At 75.4% G+C, this 19023-nt stretch carries 2 protein-coding genes and 1 pseudogene; all 3 read left to right on the plus strand.

Going from position 1 to position 19023, the window contains the following annotated elements; translation table 11 throughout:
- Positions 1-13 precede the first annotated feature (13 nt).
- The 3 genes and pseudogenes from ACZ4FH_RS01885 to ACZ4FH_RS01895 all read left to right on the plus strand — a co-directional run bounded on the left by ACZ4FH_RS01885 (position 14) and on the right by ACZ4FH_RS01895 (position 18929).
- Entirely contained in the window at positions 14-10393 is a 10380-nt protein-coding gene (locus ACZ4FH_RS01885; protein WP_467301602.1) for an SDR family NAD(P)-dependent oxidoreductase, read from the plus strand.
- A 323-nt stretch (positions 10394-10716) separates the two neighbouring features.
- Positions 10717-14016 (plus strand): annotated as a pseudogene (locus ACZ4FH_RS01890) (type I polyketide synthase); the annotation flags it as partial.
- Positions 14017-14048: 32 nt separating this feature from the next.
- Entirely contained in the window at positions 14049-18929 is a 4881-nt protein-coding gene (locus ACZ4FH_RS01895) for a type I polyketide synthase (protein ID WP_467301603.1), read from the plus strand.
- The last annotated feature ends 94 nt before the right edge of the window (positions 18930-19023 follow it).

A 19023-nucleotide genomic window follows, 5' to 3' on the forward strand; every position in this document is an offset into this window, starting at 1 on the left:
TGATGAGGATGACGTGACCAGCACATCGATGGAACAGGTCGTGGCGGCGCTCCGTAAGTCGCTCACGGACAACGAGCGGCTGCGCGAGGAGAACGCCCGGCTCACCTCCGAGCGGAACGACCCGATCGCGATCGTGGCCATGGCCTGCCGCTACCCCGGCGGTGCCACCACACCGGAGGACCTGTGGCGGCTGGTCGCCGGGGGCGTCGACACGGTGTCCGGCTTCCCGGCCGACCGGGGCTGGGACCCGGACGTCTACGACCCCGAGCCGGGCGCCCCGGGCAAGTCGTACGCCCGGGACGGTGCGTTCCTGTACGACGCCGCCGAGTTCGACCCGGACTTCTTCGGGATCAGCCCGCGCGAGGCCCTGGCCATGGACCCGCAGCAGCGCTTGCTCCTGGAGGTGTCCTGGGAGGCGATCGAGCGGGCCGGCGTCGACCCGACGACGCTCAAGGGCAGCCGGACCGGGGTCTACGCCGGGGTGATGTACCACGACTACGCGGACGGGGCCGCGGGCAGTTTCGTCTCCGGCCGGGTCGCCTACACGCTGGGCCTGGAGGGCCCGGCGGTCACCATCGACACCGCCTGCTCCTCGTCCCTGGTCGCCCTGCACACGGCGGCCCAGGCGCTGCGCTCCGGCGAGTGCTCGCTCGCCCTCGCGGGCGGGGTGACCGTCATGTCGACGCCGGACATGCTGGTGTACTTCAGCGGGCAGCGGGGCCTCGCCCCCGACGGCCGCTGCAAGCCCTTCGCGGCCGGGGCGGACGGCACGGGCTGGGGCGAGGGCGCGGGCGTCCTGCTCCTGGAGCGGCTGTCCGACGCCCGCCGCAACGGCCACCCCGTCCTCGCCCTCGTCAGCGGTTCGGCCATCAACCAGGACGGCGCGTCCAGCGCCATGACCGTCCCCAACGGCCCCGCCCAGCAGCGCGTCATCCGGCACGCCCTCGCGGACGCGGGCCTCACCGCCGCCGAGGTCGACGCCGTCGAGGCCCACGGCACCGGAACCCGTCTCGGCGACCCCATCGAGGCACAGGCCCTCCTCGCCACCTACGGCCGGGGACGCCCCGAGGACCGGCCCCTCTGGCTCGGCTCGGTGAAGTCCAACTTCGGTCACACACAGGCGGCGGCCGGTGTCGCGGGCATCATCAAGATGGTCATGGCCCTGCGCCACGGCATCCTCCCCAAGTCCCTCCACGTGGACGCCCCGTCGGACCAGGTCGACTGGTCGGCCGGCCGCGTGGAACTCCTCACCGAGGCCCGCCCCTGGCAGTCCCCGGGCCGTCCGAGGCGCGCGGGCGTCTCCTCCTTCGGGCTGAGCGGGACGAACGCCCATGTCATCGTCGAGGAGGCCCCCGAGGCCCCGGCGACGGAGGAGGCCCCGGCCGCCGCGTTCCCGGCCGCCCCCTGGCCGGTCTCCGCCAAGACCCCCGACGCCCTGGCCGCCCAGGCGGAACGCCTGCTGGCCGTCGCCGACGACCACCGCCCCGAGGACCTGGCCCACACCCTCGCCACCGCCCGCACCGCCTTCACCCACCGCGCGGTGGTCCTCGGCCCCGACCGCACCGCCGCCCTCACCGCCCTCGCCGCAGGCGAGGACCACCCCGGCCTGATCCGGGGCACCACGCGCACCCTCGGGAAGTCGGCATTCCTGTTCACGGGGCAGGGCGCGCAGCGGCTCGGCATGGGCCGCGAACTGCACGCGTCCTTCCCGGTGTTCGCGGAGGCCTTCGACCAGGTCTGCGCGGAGGTCGACACGCATCTCGGGTCGTCGTTGCGGGATGTGGTGTGGGGTGAGGATGCGGATGCGCTGAACGCGACCGGGGTGACTCAGCCTGCGTTGTTCGCGTTCGAGGTGGCGTTGTACCGGCTCGTGGAGTCGTGGGGGATGACGCCTGATGTGGTGGTGGGCCATTCGATCGGTGAACTGGCTGCCGCGCATGTGTCGGGTGTGCTGTCGCTGGGCGACGCGGCCCGGCTCGTGGTCGCCCGGGGCCGGTTGATGCAGGCTCTGCCTGCCGGGGGCGCGATGGTCGCCGTCCAGGCCACCGAGGCCGAGGTGCTTCCCGTTCTCACCGATGGCGTCGGCATCGCGGCCGTCAACGGGCCGCAGTCCGTCGTCGTCTCCGGTGTGGAGGCGGAGGCCGTGGCGGTGGGCGAGCACTTCGCCGCCGCAGGCCGTAAGACGAGCCGCCTGTCGGTCTCGCACGCGTTCCACTCGTCGTTGATGGAGCCGATGCTGGACGAGTTCCGTTCGGTGGCTGCCTCGTTGACGTACAGCGAACCGCGTATCCCGGCGGTCTCGACGGTGACGGGTGAGCTGACGTCCGACTGGCAGTCCCCGGAGTACTGGGTCGGTCAGGTACGCGAGGCCGTGCGCTTCGCGGATGCCGTACGCGCGGCCGAGTCCTTCGGGGCCCGTACGTTCGTGGAGATCGGCCCGGATGCCGTCCTCACCGCCCTCGGAGCCGGCTCGGCCGAGGACGTGAGCAGTGCGTTCGTGCCGTTGGTGCGCCGGGGCCGTGAGGAGCCGGAGTCGCTGGTCGCGGGTGTGGGGCGGCTGTACGCGGACGGGGTGCGGGTCGGCTGGGAGGCGTTCTGGGACGGGGCGGGGGCGCGGCGGGTGGAGCTGCCGACGTACCCGTTCCAGCGAAGCCGCTTCTGGCTGGACGCGGTGCGGCCGGGGGGTGCGGGGCCCGTCCATCCGCTGCTCGGATCGGTGGTGACGCTGGCCGACTCCGGTGGCGCGGTGCTGACCGGGCGGCTGGCGGTGGGAGCGCAGCCGTGGCTCGGCGACCATGTGGTGCGGGACACCGTGCTGTTCCCGGGTGCGGGCTTTGTCGAGCTGGCCGTGCGCGCGGGCGACCACGTGGGCTGCCCGGCGCTGGAGGAACTGGCCCTGCACGCGCCTCTCGTGCTGCCCGCCGACGGTGCCGTCGCCGTGCAGGTCGTGGTGGGTGCCGCCGACGGGACGGCCCGGCGTTCGGTCGGGGTGTACGCGCGGGACGAGAGCCTGCCGGACGCGGACTGGGTGCTGCACGCCGAAGGCGTCCTGGCCGAGGACGCGGAGGCCCCCGCCTTCGACCTGGCGGCCTGGCCGCCGGCGGGGGCCGAACCCCTCGCCCTGGACGGGGCGTACGAGACGCTGCGCGATCAGGGTCTGGCCTACGGGCCGGCGTTCCAGGGGCTGACGGCCGCCTGGCGGCACGACGGCGCCCTCTACGCCGAGGTCGTCCTCGGTGACGACATCACGGCCGAGGACTACGGGCTGCACCCGGCCCTGCTGGACGCCGCGATGCACGCCGCGCTGGTGGACGGTGCCGGGGGCGGGGACGGCGGCACGGTGCTGCCGTTCGTGTGGAAGGACGTCCGGCTGTTCGCGGACGGTACGGGCGCGGCCAGGGTCCGCCTCACCCGGCCCACCCCGGAGAGCCTGGCCCTGGAGATCGCGGACGCCTCCGGTGCGCCGGTCGCGTCGGTCGGCGGGGTCGTCGGCCGGGCCATGGACGCGGCACCCGCCGGGAGCGGCACGGCCGCCGACCCGCTGTACCGGGTCGTGTGGCAGCCGGCCGGTTCCGCGCGGCCGCCCGCTCCGGGCGAGGTCACGCGGTGGGAGGACGTACCCGCCGAGGGTGCGGTGACCGGCACCGTCGTGCTGGACTGCGCCGCCCTCGCGGAGGCGTCCGACGACGTGACGGCCGCCGCCCACGCGGTGACCGCGCACGTCCTGGACGTGGTCCAGCGGTGGCTGGCCGGCCGGCGGTTCGACGCCGCCACCCTCCTCGTCGTCACACGCGGCGCGGTGGCCGTGGCCGACGGCGACCCCGTCGACGTACGGCAGGCCCCGGTGTGGGGGCTGGTGCGGGCCGCGCAGGCGGAGAACCCGGGCCGGTTCGCCCTGCTCGACACGGATGCTCCCGGGGCCGCCGCCCCCGACGGCGAACCGGAGTCGGCGGTCCGCGGCGGCCGGACCCTGATACCCCGGCTGGCCCGGGTCACCGTGCCCGCCGGACCCGCACCGGTGTGGGACGCCGACGGGACCGTGCTCATCACCGGCGGGACCGGCGGTCTCGGCGCGCTCGTCGCCCGCCACCTCGTCGCCGAGCACGGCGTACGGCATCTGCTGCTCGTCGGGCGGCGGGGGGCCGACGCCCCCGGAGCCGCCGGACTCGGCGCGGAGCTGGCGGAGTCGGGGGCCCGGGTCGCGTTCGCCGCCTGCGACGTCGCCGACCGGGACGCCGTGGCCGCGCTGCTCGCCGGGGTGGACCCGGACCACCCGCTGCGCGCGGTCGTCCACGCGGCCGGTGTCCTCGACGACGCCATGGTCACCTCGCTCACCCCCGAACGCCTCCACGGAGTCCTCGCCCCGAAGGCGGACGCCGCCTGGCATCTGCACGAGCTGAGCCGGGGCCTGGACCTCACCGCGTTCGTCCTGTTCTCCTCCGTCGCCGGCACCCTCGGCTCCACGGGCCAGGCCAACTACGCCGCCGCGAACGCCTTCCTGGACGTGCTCGCCGCCCACCGCCGCGCCGACGGCCTCGCCGCCTCGTCCCTCGCCTTCGGGCTCTGGGACACCCCCGGCGGCATGGGCACGCAGCTCGGCCCCGCCGAACTGGACCGCATGCGCGAGGCCGGAACCCCGGCCATCACCGCCGGCCGGGGGCTCGCCCTCTTCGACGCGGCGCTGCGCTCCGGCGTCCCCGCCACGGTGCCCGTCCGCCTCGACCTCGGGGTGCTCCGCGCCCACGCCGACGAGGCCCCGGCGCTGCTGCGCGGTCTCGTACGCGGTCCCGGCCGCCGGACCGCACGCGGCGGCTCCCCGGTGCTGCGCACCCGCCTCGCGGGCCTGACCGGCGACGAACGGGCGGCCGCCGTCCTGGACCTGGTCCGGACGAAGATCGCCGCCGTCCTCGGCCACGCCTCCGGCGACGCCATCGAACCGGGCCGCGCCTTCGACGAGCTGGGCTTCGACTCGCTGACCGCCGTCGAACTCCGCAACCGGCTCGACGCGGAGACCGGGCTCCGGCTCCCGGCCACGCTGATCTTCGACCACCCGACGGCCGAGGCCGTCGCCGCGTTCGTCCTGACCCTGCTCGACGGGGTGCCGGACGCGGACCGGGAGCAGCCGGCCGCCCCCGTCCGGGCCGACGACGACCCGGTCGTCATCGTGGGCATGGCCTGCCGCTACCCGGGCGGGGTGACCACGCCCGAGGAGCTGTGGACGCTCGTCGCGGACGGGGTGGACGCCATCGCCCCGCTCCCCGACGACCGGGGCTGGGACCCGGACGTCTACGACCCCGAGCCGGGCACGCCGGGCAAGTCGTACGCCCGGGACGGCGGATTCCTGTACGACGCGGCCGAGTTCGACCCCGCGTTCTTCGGGATCAGCCCGCGCGAGGCCCTGACGATGGACCCGCAGCAGCGGCTGCTCCTGGAGGTGTCCTGGGAGGCGATCGAGCGGGCCGGGGTCGACCCGGTGACGCTGAAGGGCAGCCGGACCGGGGTCTACGCCGGGGTGATGTACCACGACTACGCGGGCGGTACGGCGGGCAGCCTCGTCTCCGGCCGCGTCGCGTACACGCTGGGCCTCGAAGGCCCGGCCGTCACCGTCGACACCGCCTGCTCGTCCTCGCTCGTCGCCCTGCACTCGGCCGCCCAGGCCCTGCGCTCCGGCGAATGCTCCCTGGCCCTCGCGGCCGGTGTCACGGTCATGGCGACCCCCGACATGCTCGTCTACTTCAGCGAGCAGCGCGGCCTCTCGCCGGACGGCCGCTGCAAGTCCTTCGGCGCCGGGGCCGACGGCACGGGCTGGGGCGAGGGCGCCGGTGTCCTGCTCCTGGAGCGGCTGTCGGACGCCCGCCGCAACGGCCATCCGGTCCTGGCCGTGGTCAAGGGCTCGGCCCTCAACCAGGACGGGGCGAGCAATGGCCTCACCGCTCCGAACGGCCCCGCCCAGCAGCGCGTCATCCGCCAGGCCCTGTCCGACGCGGGCCTGTCGGCGGCCGAGGTCGACGCAGTCGAGGCCCACGGCACCGGGACGCGTCTCGGTGACCCGATCGAGGCGCAGGCGCTGCTGGCCACGTACGGCCAGGGGCGCGAGGAGGACCGTCCGCTGTGGCTGGGCTCGATCAAGTCCAACATGGGCCACACACAGGCGGCGGCCGGTGTCGCGGGCATCATCAAGATGGTCATGGCCATGCGCCACGGCGTCCTGCCCCCGACCCTGCACGCGGAGGAGCGTTCGGACCAGATCGACTGGTCGGCCGGTGATGTCTCCCTCCTCACCGAGGCCCGGGAATGGCAGCAGTCCGGCCACCCGCGCCGCGCCGGCATCTCGTCCTTCGGCCTGAGCGGCACCAACGCCCACGTGATCGTGGAGGAGGCCCCCGCCGCCCCCGCCGAGACACCGGAGCGTGCCGCCGAACTCCCGGTCACCCCCTGGGTGCTGACCGCGAAGAGCCCCGACGCCCTGGCCGAGCAGGCCCGGCGCCTCCTCGCCCTCCCCGACGGCCACCACCCCGCCGACATCGGCCACTCCCTCGCCACGACCCGCTCCCTCTTCGAGCACCGGGCCGTCGTCCTCGCCGACCCCGCTCAGGCACTGGCCGCCCTGGCCTCCGGCGAGGATCACCCGGAACTCGTACGCGGTGCCGTGGCCAAGGGCAGGACGGCGTTCCTGTTCACGGGGCAAGGGGCGCAGCGGCTGGGGATGGGGCGTGAACTGTACGGCGCCTTCCCGGTGTTCGCGGAGTCGTTTGACCTGGTCTGTGCGGAGGTCGACGCGCATCTTGGGTCGTCGTTGCGGGATGTGGTGTGGGGTGAGGATGCGGATGCGCTGAACGCGACCGGGGTTACTCAGCCTGCGTTGTTCGCGTTCGAGGTGGCGTTGTTCCGGCTCGTGGAGTCGTGGGGGATGACGCCTGATGTGGTGGTGGGTCACTCGATCGGTGAGCTGGCTGCCGCGCACGTGTCCGGGGTGCTGTCCCTCGCTGACGCGGCGCGGCTCGTGGTCGCGCGCGGGCGTCTGATGCAGGCGCTGCCTGCCGGGGGCGCGATGGTGGCCGTCCAGGCGACCGAGGACGAAGTCCTTCCCGTTCTGACGGACGGTGTTTCGATCGCGGCGGTCAACGGGCCCCGGTCCGTGGTCGTTTCCGGTGTGGAGGCGGAGGCTCTGGCGGTGGGCGAGCACTTCGCCACCGCAGGCCGTAAGACGAGCCGACTCTCCGTCTCGCATGCCTTCCACTCCTCGCTGATGGAGCCGATGCTGGCCGAGTTCCGGTCCGTGGCCGCCTCGTTGACGTACGCCGAGCCGCGTATCCCGGCCGTTTCGACGGTCACCGGCGAGCTGACGTCCGACTGGCAGTCCCCGGAGTACTGGGTCGGCCAGGTCCGCGAAGCCGTCCGTTTCGCGGACGCCGTACGCGCTGCCGAGTCCTTCGGCGCCCGCACCTTCGTCGAGATCGGCCCGGACGCCGTCCTCACCGCCCTCGGAGCCGGCTCGGCCGAGGACGAGAACAGCGTCTTCGTGCCGCTGCTGCGCCGGAACCGTCCCGAGGCGTCCTCCCTTGCCGGGGGCGTGGGGCGGGTGTTCGTGGACGGTGGCCGGACGGACTGGGAGGCGTTCTACGCCCGCGCGGGGGCGCGGCGGGTCGAGTTGCCGACGTACGCGTTCCAGCGGTCGCGGTACTGGATGGAGGCGCCCGTGTCCGGCGGTGGCGGGGTCGCCGCGTCCGGGCAGGTGGCGCTCGACCATCCGGTGCTGCGGGCGGCGGTCGTGCTGCCGGACGACGGCGGGGCGGTGCTGACCGGGCGGCTGTCCGCCGGGACGCACGGCTGGATCGTCGACCACAACGTGCTCGGCAGCGTGCTGCTCCCGGGGACCGGCTTCGTCGAACTGGCCATCCGCGCGGGCGAACTGCTCGACTGCGGGCTGCTGGAGGAACTGACCCTTCAGGCCCCCCTGATCCTCCAGCCCCTCGGCGGGATCGCCGTCCAGGTGGCCGTGGGGGCGGCGGACGAGACCGGGCGGCGTACGGTCTCCGTCCACTCGCGGGCCGACGACCACCCGGGCCTGCCGTGGACCCGGCACGCGGAAGGCGTGCTGGCGCCCGTGGCGGACCGGGAACCGGCCGACGGGCTCATGGAGTGGCCGCCGGCCGGGGCCGAGGAGCTGACGGTCGACGGGGCCTACGAGGGGCTGGCCGCCGCCGGTTATCACTACGGGCCGGTGTTCCAGGGGCTGACGGCGGCGTGGAAGCGCGGCGAGGAGCTGTACGCGGAGGTCCGGCTTCCGGAGTCGGCGCACGAGGACGCGGCCCGGTTCGGGCTGCACCCGGCGCTGCTGGACGCGGCCATGCACGTCGGGCTGCTCGCGATACCGGACCGCGAGGACGGCGGGCAGACGCTGCTCCCCTTCGCGTGGAACGGGGTCGCCCTGCACTCCGCCGGTGCCTCCGCGCTCCGGGTGCGGATCACGCCCGTCGCCCAGCGGGACGGTCTCTCGCTGACCGTCGCCGACGCGTACGGCCGCCCCGTGCTGTCGGTCGAATCGCTGCTCTCCCGGCCCGTGTGGGACCAGCCGTCCGCGTCGGACGCGCTGTTCCGGGTGGAGTGGCAGCCCGTGCCGCTGGGTGAGGCGGCGGCCGGTGCCGCGGAGTCCGCCGTGTTCGTCAGCGAGGTCCGGGACCCGGGCCTGGAGGTGCCGGACGCGGTGCGCGGCACGGTCGGGGACGCCCTGGCCGCCGTACAGGAGTGGCTGTCCGAGGAGCGTCCCGAGGGCGCGGTGCTGGCCGTCGTCACCCGCGACGCCGTCGCGGTGGCGGACGACGGGGGGCCGGTGGAGGTGCGGCAGGCCCCCGTCTGGGGTCTGGTGCGTGCCGCGCAGGCCGAGAACCCGGGCAGGTTCGTCCTGATCGACTCGGACGGGTCGGTGCCCTGGGAGCGGCTGGCCGCCCTGGGCGAGCCGGAGGTGCTGGTCCGGGACGGGGAGGTGCGCGTCCCCCGGCTCGTTCCGGCGGGGGCCCCGGACGCGGAGGCCGAACCGGTGTGGGACGCCGACGGAACCGTGTTGATCACCGGGGGCACCGGGGGGCTCGGCGCCCGGGTCGCCCGGCATCTCGTCGTCGAGCGCGGTGTGCGGAATCTGCTGCTCCTCGGGCGGCGGGGCGCCTCCGCCCCGGGCGTGGCCGAGCTGGTCGCGGAGCTGACCGGGCTCGGCGCGGCCGTCGAGGTGGCCGCCTGCGACGCCGGCGACCGGGCGGCGCTGGCCGCCGTGATCGGCGGTGTCGCTCCGGAGCACCCGCTGACCGGTGTCGTCCATGTCGCCGGGGTCGCCGACAACGGCATGGCCGGGGCGCTGACGCCCGAGCGGGTCGACGCGGTGCTGCGGCCCAAGGCGGACGCGGCCTGGTACCTCCACGAGCTGACCCGGGACCTGGATCTGTCGGCGTTCGTGATGTTCTCCTCGGCCGGTGGGCTCGTCCTGGCCGCCGGGCAGGGCAACTACGCCGCCGCCAACGTCTTCCTGGACGCCCTCGCCGCCCGGCGCCGGTCCGAAGGGCTGGTGGCCTCCGCGATGGCCTTCGGGCTCTGGAACGTCGACACCGGCATGGCCTCCCACCTCGGCGAGGCCGACCTGGACCGGATGCGCAGGTCCGGTATGCCCGCGCTCTCCGAGGCGGAGGGGCTGGCGCTGTTCGACGCGGCGCTCGCCTCCGGCCTGGCGGCCACCGTGCCGCTGCGCGTGGACGCGAACGCCCTGCGCGCCCGGACCGACGAACTCCCCGCCCTGCTCCGGGCCTTCGCCCCGCCCGCCCGTAAGCGCGGTGCGGCGGGCGGCTCGAAGGGGGCCTGGCTGGCCGCCCGGATCGCCGGGTGCGACGAGGAGGAGCGGACCGCGCTCGTCCTGGAGGCCGTACGGAACCAGGCGGCGGCCGTCCTCGGCCACGCCTCGGGCGAGGCGATCGAACCCGACCGGGCCTTCGGCGAGCTGGGCTTCGACTCGCTGGGCGCGGTGGAGCTGCGCAACCAGCTCACGGCGGTCAGCGGGGTGCGGCTCCCGGCCACGCTGATCTTCGACTACCCGAGCGCGGCGGAGGTCGCCGCCTACATCGTGGCGCGGCTGGCACCCGCCGTGACCGTGTCCCGGGCGGTGGCGGACCTCGAAAGGCTGGAGGCCCTGCTGACGACCGACGCCCCGCCGCAGGGGCCCGAGCGTGTCCGGTTCGTCCAGCGCCTCCGGGAGCTGGCCGGCCGGCTCGACGCACCACTCTTCGGCGCGGAAGAGGGGTATGCCGGTCCGGAGATCCCGGAGCCCGGCCAGGACCTCGGCGAGGTCACCGCGGACGAGCTGTTCGACATCCTCGACAACGAGCTCGGCACCTCCGCCACCCCCTGACAGGCCCCGTATCCACGGCCTCCGGCCGGGGCGCGCGGCAGCTGGACCACAGCCGCCGCGCACCCCGGCCTTCCGCGTGTGCGGAGAGGTGCTCGAAAGCCCCTGCGCGCCCGCGTTTCCCGCTGTCTTTCCCCTGCTTTTCCCCTGCCCGACCGGGGTCCCCGGCAGGGGTGGGCTAAGGGTAGGCCGCCCCTCGGAGCGCTCAGTAGCGTTCACATCCGATCAGCGTTGGACGCCGCGTGAGTGAGTCGCCACGGATCGTCGACCAGAGGGAGTAGGTCTCGGTGAGCAACGAGGAGCGACTTCTCGAATACCTGAAGCGGGCCACGACCGACCTGCGGGAGGTGCGCCGCCAACTGGCGGACGCCGAGCGCCGCCTGGAGGCGGCCGGCCCGTCCGGACGCGCCGCGCACCACGACGATCCGGTGGTCGTCGTCGGCATGGGCTGCCGCTATCCGGGCGGGGTGACCACGCCCGAGGAGCTGTGGACGCTCGTCGCCGAGGGGACCGACGCCATCGGAGCGTTCCCGGACGACCGCGGCTGGGACCCCGAGGTGTACGACCCCGAGCCCGGCACCCCCGGACGCACCTACGCCCGCGAGGGCGGATTCCTCTACGACGCCCCCGACTTCGACCCGGTCCTCTTCGGGATCAGCCCCAACGAGGCCCTGGTCACCGACCCTCAGCAGCGGCTCCTCCTCGAAGTCTCCTGGGAGGCCATCGAGCGTGCCGGGATCGACCCGACGACGCTCAAGGGCTCCGACACCGGGGTGTTCGCCGGGGTGATGTACCACGACTACGCGCTCGGCGCGGAGCCCGGCAGCACCACCGCCGGCAGCGTGGTCTCCGGCCGCGTCGCGTACACCCTGGGCCTGGAGGGCCCGGCGGTCAGCGTCGACACCGCGTGCTCGTCCTCCCTGGTGGCCCTGCACCTGGCGGCCCGGTCGCTGCGCAACGGCGAGTGCTCGCTGGCCCTGGCGGGCGGGGTGACGGTCATGTCGACCCCCGACATGTTCGTGTACTTCAGCACCCAGCAGGGGCTGGCCTCCGACGGGCGCTCCAAGTCCTTCTCCGCCTCCGCCGACGGGGTGGCCCTCTCGGAGGGGGCGGGGGTGCTGCTCCTGGAGCGGCTCTCCGACGCCCGCCGCAACGGCCACCCCGTCCTCGCCGTCCTCCGCGGCTCCGCCCTCAACCAGGACGGCGCCAGCAACGGACTCACCGCCCCCAACGGCCCCGCCCAGCAGCGCGTCATCCGCCGCGCCCTGGAGGACGCGGGCCTCACGGCGGCCGAGGTCGACGCGGTCGAGGCCCACGGCACCGGCACGACCCTCGGAGACCCGATCGAGGCCCAGGCGCTCCTGGAGACGTACGGCCAGGAGCGCTCCGCGGACCGGCCGCTGTGGCTGGGCTCCATCAAGTCCAACATGGGGCACAGCCAGGCCGCCGCCGGTGTCGCCGGGATCATCAAGATGGTCATGGCGCTGCGCCACGGCACCCTGCCGAAGTCGCTGTACGCGGACCTGCCGTCGGACAAGGTCGACTGGGCGGACGGCGCGGTCGAGCTGCTGGCGGAGTCCCGGCCCTGGGCGCGGGGCGGCGCCGTGCGGCGGGCCGGGGTGTCCTCCTTCGGGATCAGCGGGACGAACGCGCACGTGATCGTCGAGGAGGCGCCGGAAGAGACGGGGGAGACGGCCGTGCGGGCCGCGCTCCCCGTGGTTCCTTGGGTGGTGTCGGCGAAGTCGGGGCATTCCCTCAGTGCCCAGGCCGCCCGCCTGCGGGAACAGGTCCTGGGGGAGTCCGGTGCCGATGCGGCGGACATCGGGCTCTCCCTGGCCACCACACGCACCGCCTTCACCCACCGCGCGGTCGTCCTCGGCCACCGGGCCGACGCGCTCGCCGCGCTCGCGGCGGGCGAGGAGCACCCGGCCGTCGTCACCGGCCGCACGGGACGCGTCGGCCGCACCGCCTTCCTCTTCACCGGACAGGGCGCGCAGCGGCTCGGCATGGGCCGTGAACTGTACGACGGCTTCCCGGTGTTCGCGCGCGCGTGGGACGCGGTCTGCGCGGAGATCGACGCGCAGCTCGGGTCGTCGTTGCGGGACGTGGTGTGGGGGGACGACGCGGACGCGCTGAACGCGACCGGGATCGCCCAGCCCGCGCTGTTCGCCTTCGAGGTCGCGCTGTTCCGGCTGGTGGAGGCCTGGGGCGTGACCCCGGACGTCGTGGTGGGGCACTCGATCGGTGAGCTGGCCGCCGCGCATGTCTCCGGGGTGCTGTCCCTGGCCGACGCGGCCCGGCTGGTCGTGGCCCGGGGCCGGCTGATGCAGGCGCTGCCCGCCGGGGGCGCGATGGTCGCCGTGCAGGCGGGCGAGGACGAGGTCCGGCCGCTGCTGACCGACGGGGTGTCGATCGCCGCCGTCAACGGACCCGAGGCCGTCGTCGTCTCCGGAGGGGAGACGGAGGCCGTGGCGGTGGGCGAGCACTTCGCCGCCGCCGGGCGCAGGACGAGCCGCCTCTCCGTCTCGCACGCCTTCCACTCCTCGCTGATGGAGCCGATGCTCGACGCGTTCAGGAGCGTCGCGGAGGAGCTGACGTACGCCGAGCCGCGCGTCCCGGCCGTGTCGACCGTGACCGGCGGGCCGGCGTCGGACTGGCGGTCGCCGGAGTACTGGGTGGGCCAGGTCCGCGAAGCCGTGCGGTTCGCGGACGCCGTACGGGCCGCCGAGGAGCTGGGCGCCCGCACCTTCGTGGAGATCGGCCCCGACGCCGTCCTCGCCGCGCTCGCCGCCGCTTCCGTCACCGACGAGGACACCGCCCTCGTGCCCCTCCAGCGCAGGAACCGGAACGAGGCGGAGTCCCTGGTCGGCGGAGCCGGCCGGCTGTACGCGCACGGGGTGCGCGTCGACTGGGCGGCGTACTTCGCCGGTTCGGGCGCGCGCCGGGTCGAGCTGCCCACGTACGCCTTCCGGCGCAGCCGCTTCTGGGTGGCGGGCGGCGGAGCCGCCGGGGCCGCCGCCCCCGTCCCCGTACCCGTCCACGACGAGCCGACCGCCGAGGAGGCGCAGCGGGCCGCGGCCGGGCTGCGGGCCCGGCTCGACGGGCTCGGGGCGGCCGAACAGGGCCGGGTGCTGCTGGGGCTGGTGCGGACGCATGTGGCGGCCGTCCTCGGCCATGACTCCGTCGCCGTCGTGGAGACCGACCTCGCGTTCCGGGACATGGGCTTCGACTCGCTGGCCGCCGTGGAACTGCGCAAGCGGCTCACCGCGGCCGCCGGCTGCGATCTGCCCGCCACGCTGATCTTCGACTACCCGACCCCGCGCGCCGTCGCCGCGTTCCTCGCGGAGCGGCTGGAGTCCGAGGCCGGAGGCGGCGACCGCGCCGCCGAGCTGCTGGCCGAACTGGACCGGATCGAGGACGTGCTCGGCGGGTTCCCCGCCGCCGGCGGGGACGCCGAGACGGTCAGCGCCCGCGCGGACGCGATCACCGCCCGGCTGGAGGGCATCGTGCGGCGCTGGCGCGACGCCCAGGGCGACCCGGCCGCGGCCGGGGACGGACCCGACTTCGAAACGGTCACCGACGAGGAGCTGTTCGACGTGCTCGACAGCGAATTCGGCATCTCCTAGCCAGCGATCAGCTGCAGATTGGTTGAGGTTCGATGAGCAACGACGACAAGCTCCGGGACTATCTGAAGCGTGCCACCGCCGAACTCCAGCGCACCCGCCGTCAGTTGTCGGAGGCCGAGGCGCGGAGCAGCGAGCCGGTCGCGATCGTGGCGATGGGCTGCCGGTTCCCCGGCGGCATCACCTCGCCCGAGGAGCTGTGGCAGCTGGTGGACTCCGGCCGGGACGCCGTCTCGCTCTTCCCGGACGGCCGCGGCTGGGACATGGACGCCCTGTACGACCCCGAGCCGTCCACGCCCGGCAGGACGTACTGCCGGGAGGGCGGATTCCTCCACGACGCGGGGGAGTTCGACGCGGACTTCTTCCGGATCAGCCCGCGCGAGGCCCGGGACACCGACCCGCAGCAGCGGCTGCTCCTGGAGGTGTCCTGGGAGACCGTCGAGCGGGCCGGGATCGACCCCACCTCGCTGAAGGGCAGCAGGACCGGGGTGTTCGCCGGGGTCGTCTACCACGACTACCCGGGCGGCGGCGGCACCGGCGGCCTGGCGAGCGTCGCCTCCGGGCGGGTGGCGTACACCCTGGGCCTGGAGGGCCCCGCCGTCACCGTCGACACCGCCTGCTCCTCCTCGCTCGTCGCCCTCCACCTCGCCGTCCAGTCCGTGCGCAGCGGTGAGTGCGGTCTCGCGCTCGCGGGCGGGGTCACCGTCATGGCGAGCCCGGACTCCTTCGTGGGCTTCAGCCAGGACCGGGGCCTGGCGCCCGACGGCCGGTGCAAGTCCTTCGCGAACGCCGCCGACGGCACGACCTGGTCCGAGGGCGCGGGCATGCTCCTCGTCGAACGGCTCTCCGACGCCCGCCGCAACGGCCACCCCGTCCTCGCCGTCATCCGCGGCTCCGCCATGAACTCCGACGGCGCGTCCAACGGACTCACCGCGCCCAACGGCCCCTCCCAGCAGCGCGTCATCCAGCAGGCCCTGGCCTCCGGCGGGCTCGCCCCCGCCGATGTCGACGCCGTCGAGGCGCACGGCACCGGCACCACCCTCGGCGACCCCATCGAGGCCCAGGCCCTCATCGCCGCCTACGGCCGCGAGCGCTCGCCCGAACAGCCCCTGTGGCTGGGGTCGTTCAAGTCGAACATCGGGCACTCCCAGGCCGCCGCCGGTGTCGGCGGCATCATCAAGATGGTGCAGGCCATGAAGGCCGGGGTGCTGCCCCGCACCCTGCACGTGGACGAGCCCAGCCACAACGTGGACTGGAGCGCCGGCAGCGTACGGCTGCTCACCGAGCCGGTCGCCTGGCCGGACCTCGGCCGCGCCAAGCGCGCCGGGGTGTCGTCCTTCGGGCTCAGCGGCACCAACGTCCACGTCATCGTGGAGGAGCCCCCCGCCGCCCCAAAGGAGGCCCCGGAGCCCGAAGGGGCCGCCGCCGGAGCCCCCCGGTTCGTGCCCGTGCCGCTGTCCGCCCGGCGCCCCGAGGCACTGGCCGCACAGGCCGCCCGGCTCGCCGGACACCTGGAGGCCCGCCCCGACGACGGGGTCGCCGACACCGCCTGGTCGCTGGCCACCACCCGCGCCGCCCTGGAACACCGGGCCGTGCTCGTCGCGGACACGGAGGCCGGGACCGGTGAGCTGGTCCGGGCGCTGCGGGCCCTCGCCGACGGTTCCCCCGAGACCGCGGGCGCGGTCGTCGGGGACGCCCGGCCCGACGCCCTGAGCGCGGTCCTGTTCACCGGGCAGGGCGCACAGCGCCTGGGCATGGGCCGTGAACTGCACGCCGCGTACCCGGTGTTCGCGCGCGCCTTCGACGAGGCGGTCGACGCGCTGGACGCCCACCTGGACACCTCGCTGCGCGCGGCGATGTGGGGCGAGGACCGGGACCTGCTCGACGGTACGGGGCTGGCGCAGCCCGCGCTGTTCGCCTGCGAGGTGGCCCTGTACCGGCTCGTCGAGTCGTGGGGGATGCGCCCGGACTTCCTGGCCGGGCACTCCGTCGGCGAATTCGCCGTCGCCCATGTCGCCGGGGTGCTGACCCTGGCGGACGCGGCCCGGCTGGTCGCCGCGCGCGGCCGGCTGATGCGGGCCCTGCCGGCGGGCGGCGCGATGATCGCCGTCGAGGCGTCCGAGGACGAGGTGACGCCGCTGCTCACCCAGGACACCGGGATCGCCGCGCTCAACGGGCCGCGCGCGGTGATCGTGTCCGGGGAGGAGAGCGACGCGCTGGCCGTCGCCGCGCACTTCACCGCCCTGGGCCGCCGCACCAAGCGGCTCGCCGTGTCGCACGCCTTCCACTCGCCGCTGATGGAGCCGATGCTCGACGCGTTCCGCGCCGAGGCCGAGTCCGTCGTCTACGGCACCGCCCGCATCCCGGTCGTCTCCACCGTCACCGGCGAACCGGCCGGGGACGACGAACTGGGCTGCGCCGACTACTGGGTCCGCCACGTCCGGGCGAGCGTCCGCTTCGGCGACGCGGTCCGCACGCTCGCGGCCAAGGGCGTCCACACCTTCCTGGAGCTGGGCCCGGACGCCGCGCTCACCCCGCTCGGCCCGGACTGCCTGGCCGGTGCGGCCGAGGTGGTGGAGGGCGCCGAGCAGCCGGTGTTCACGGCCGCGCTGCGGCGGGGCCGCGACGAGGTCCGGTCCCTGACCGAGGCCGTCGCGCTCGCCCACACCCGCGGCGTCCCCGTCGACTGGAACGCCTGTTTCACCGCGGCCGGACACCGCCCGCACCGGGTGGACCTGCCCACGTACGCCTTCCGGCACCGCACCTACTGGGCCGCCCCGGCGGAGCCCGGCACCCCGGGGACGGACCCGGCGGCGGACCCGGGCGAGGCCCGGTTCTGGGAGGCCGTGGAGCGCGAGGACGCGAACGGACTGGCCGAACGGCTCGGCATCGACCCGGCCGACCTCGCCCCCGTGCTGCCCGCGCTCACCACCTGGCGCGCCGGCCGGCGCGAGGCCGCGGCCGTGGACGCGCTGCGCTACCGGGTCTCCTGGGCACCGGTCGCCGACCCCGTCCCGGCCGCCCCGCTCACCGGAGACTGGCTGGTCGTCCACCCCGAGGCGGAGCGCCCCCTCGCGGACGCCCTCGCCGAGGCCCTGACCGCCCGGGGCGCCACCCCGGTCCTGATCACCGGGGGCGGGCTCCCCGAGGCGGCGGCCGACCCGTCCGGGATCGTCAGCCTGCTCGCGCTCGACACCACCGGTCACCCCGGCCGCCCCGCCCTGTCCCAGGGGCTCGCGGACACCGCGGAACTGCTGCGGCAGACCGCCGCACGGGGGTGGGCGGCGCCCGTGTGGTGCCTGACCCGGGGCGCCGTCGCCACCGACGACGGGGACGCGGCGGCCCATCCCGTGGACCCCGCGCAGACCGCCGTCTGGGGGCTCGGCGCGGCCCTCGCCCTGGAGGCCCCCGACACCTGGGGCGGCCTCGCCGACCTCCCGGCCGGGGACGCGGTCCCGGACCCGGCGGCGCTCCTGCGGCTCTGCGACACCCTCGCCGGGGCCACCGGCGAGGACCAGATCGCGGTCCGCCGCCAAGGGGTCTTCGCCCGCCGGCTGGTCCGCCCGGACCGGCCCGACCCGGCCGGCCCCTGGCAGGCCCGGGGCACCGTCCTGGTCACCGGCGGCACCGGCGGGATCGGCGCCCATGTGGCGCGGATGCTCGCCGCCGACGGGGCCGAGCACATCGTCCTCGCCGGCCGCCGCGGCGCCGACGCCCCCGGAGTCGCCGGACTCGTCGAGGAGCTGGGCGCGAGCGGTGCCCGGGTCTCCGTCGCCGCCTGCGACATGGCGGACCGGGACGCCGTCCGCACCCTGCTCGACGGGCTGACCGGGCTCACCGCCGTCTTCCACGCGGCCGGGCTCCCGCAGCGCATCGCCCCGCTCACCGAACTGACCGCGGACGATCTGGCGGAGGTCGCCGCCGCCAAGGTGCTCGGCGCCCGCCACCTCGACTCCCTCCTCGGCGACACCCCGCTCGACGCGTTCGTCCTGTTCTCCTCCGGCGCCGCCGTCTGGGGCAGCGCCGGGCAGGCCGCGTACGGCAGCGCCAACGCCTACCTCGACGGACTCGCCCACCGCCGGCGCGCCCGCGGCCTCGCCGCCACGTCGGTGGCCTGGGGTTCCTGGGACGGCGGCATGGTGGACGCCGGACTCGCCGCCGTCATGCGCCGGATGGGCGCCCCCGCGATGGACCCCGCCCTCGCCGTCGCCGCGCTGCGCCGGATCCTCGCCGGGCGCGGATCGCACGCGGTCGTCGCCGACTTCGACTGGGAGCGGTTCGCCCCCACCTACGTCCTGGCCCGGCCGCGCCCGCTCCTGGACGCGCTGCCCGAGGTGCGGGCCGCGCTCGGTGCCGACGGCGCCCCGGAGTCCACCGGAGGCGACACGGCACTCGCGGACCGGCTGGCCACGCTGTCCCCGTCCGAGCAGGGGGCCGTACTGCTCGATCTGGTCCGCACCCATGTGGCCGCCCTGCTCGGCTACGAGGGACCGTCCGAGGTCGCGCCCGAACGCGGCTTCACCGACCTCGGCTTCGACTCCGTGGCTGCCGTCGACCTGCGCACCAAGCTCGTCGCGGCGACCGGGCGCCCGCTGCCCACCAGCATGATCTACGACCACCCCAGCCCCGGGGCGCTCGCCGCCCACCTCCGGTCCGAGCTGTGCGAGGACGACGGCGTCGGCGAGTTCCCGGTGCTGGCCCAGCTCGACCGCCTGGAGGAGGCGGCGTCCGGGCTCGCCGCCGAGGACATCGAGGCGACCAGGATCACGGCCCGGCTCCAGGCCCTGCTGGCCACGCTGACCGGCACGCTCGACGCCCGGTCCGGCGACACCGGCCGGGGCGTCGGCGACCAGCTCGAATCCGCGTCGGCCGACGACATCTTCGCCTTCATCGACAACGAACTCGGCCTCACCTGACCCGACCGCGCGCGGCCGGTGCCGGACCCGGCACCGGCCTCCGCCCGCATCCGCACCCGACTCGACCTCACGGCATGAACCGGCATGAACAAGG

The sequence above is a fragment of the Streptomyces sp. NPDC024555 genome (assembly GCF_055559335.1).

Coding starts and splice junctions, on each gene's coding strand:
- ACZ4FH_RS01895 (WP_467301603.1), top strand. CDS start 14,049: ATGAGCAACGACGACAAGCTCCGGGACTATCTGAAGCGTGCCACCGCC.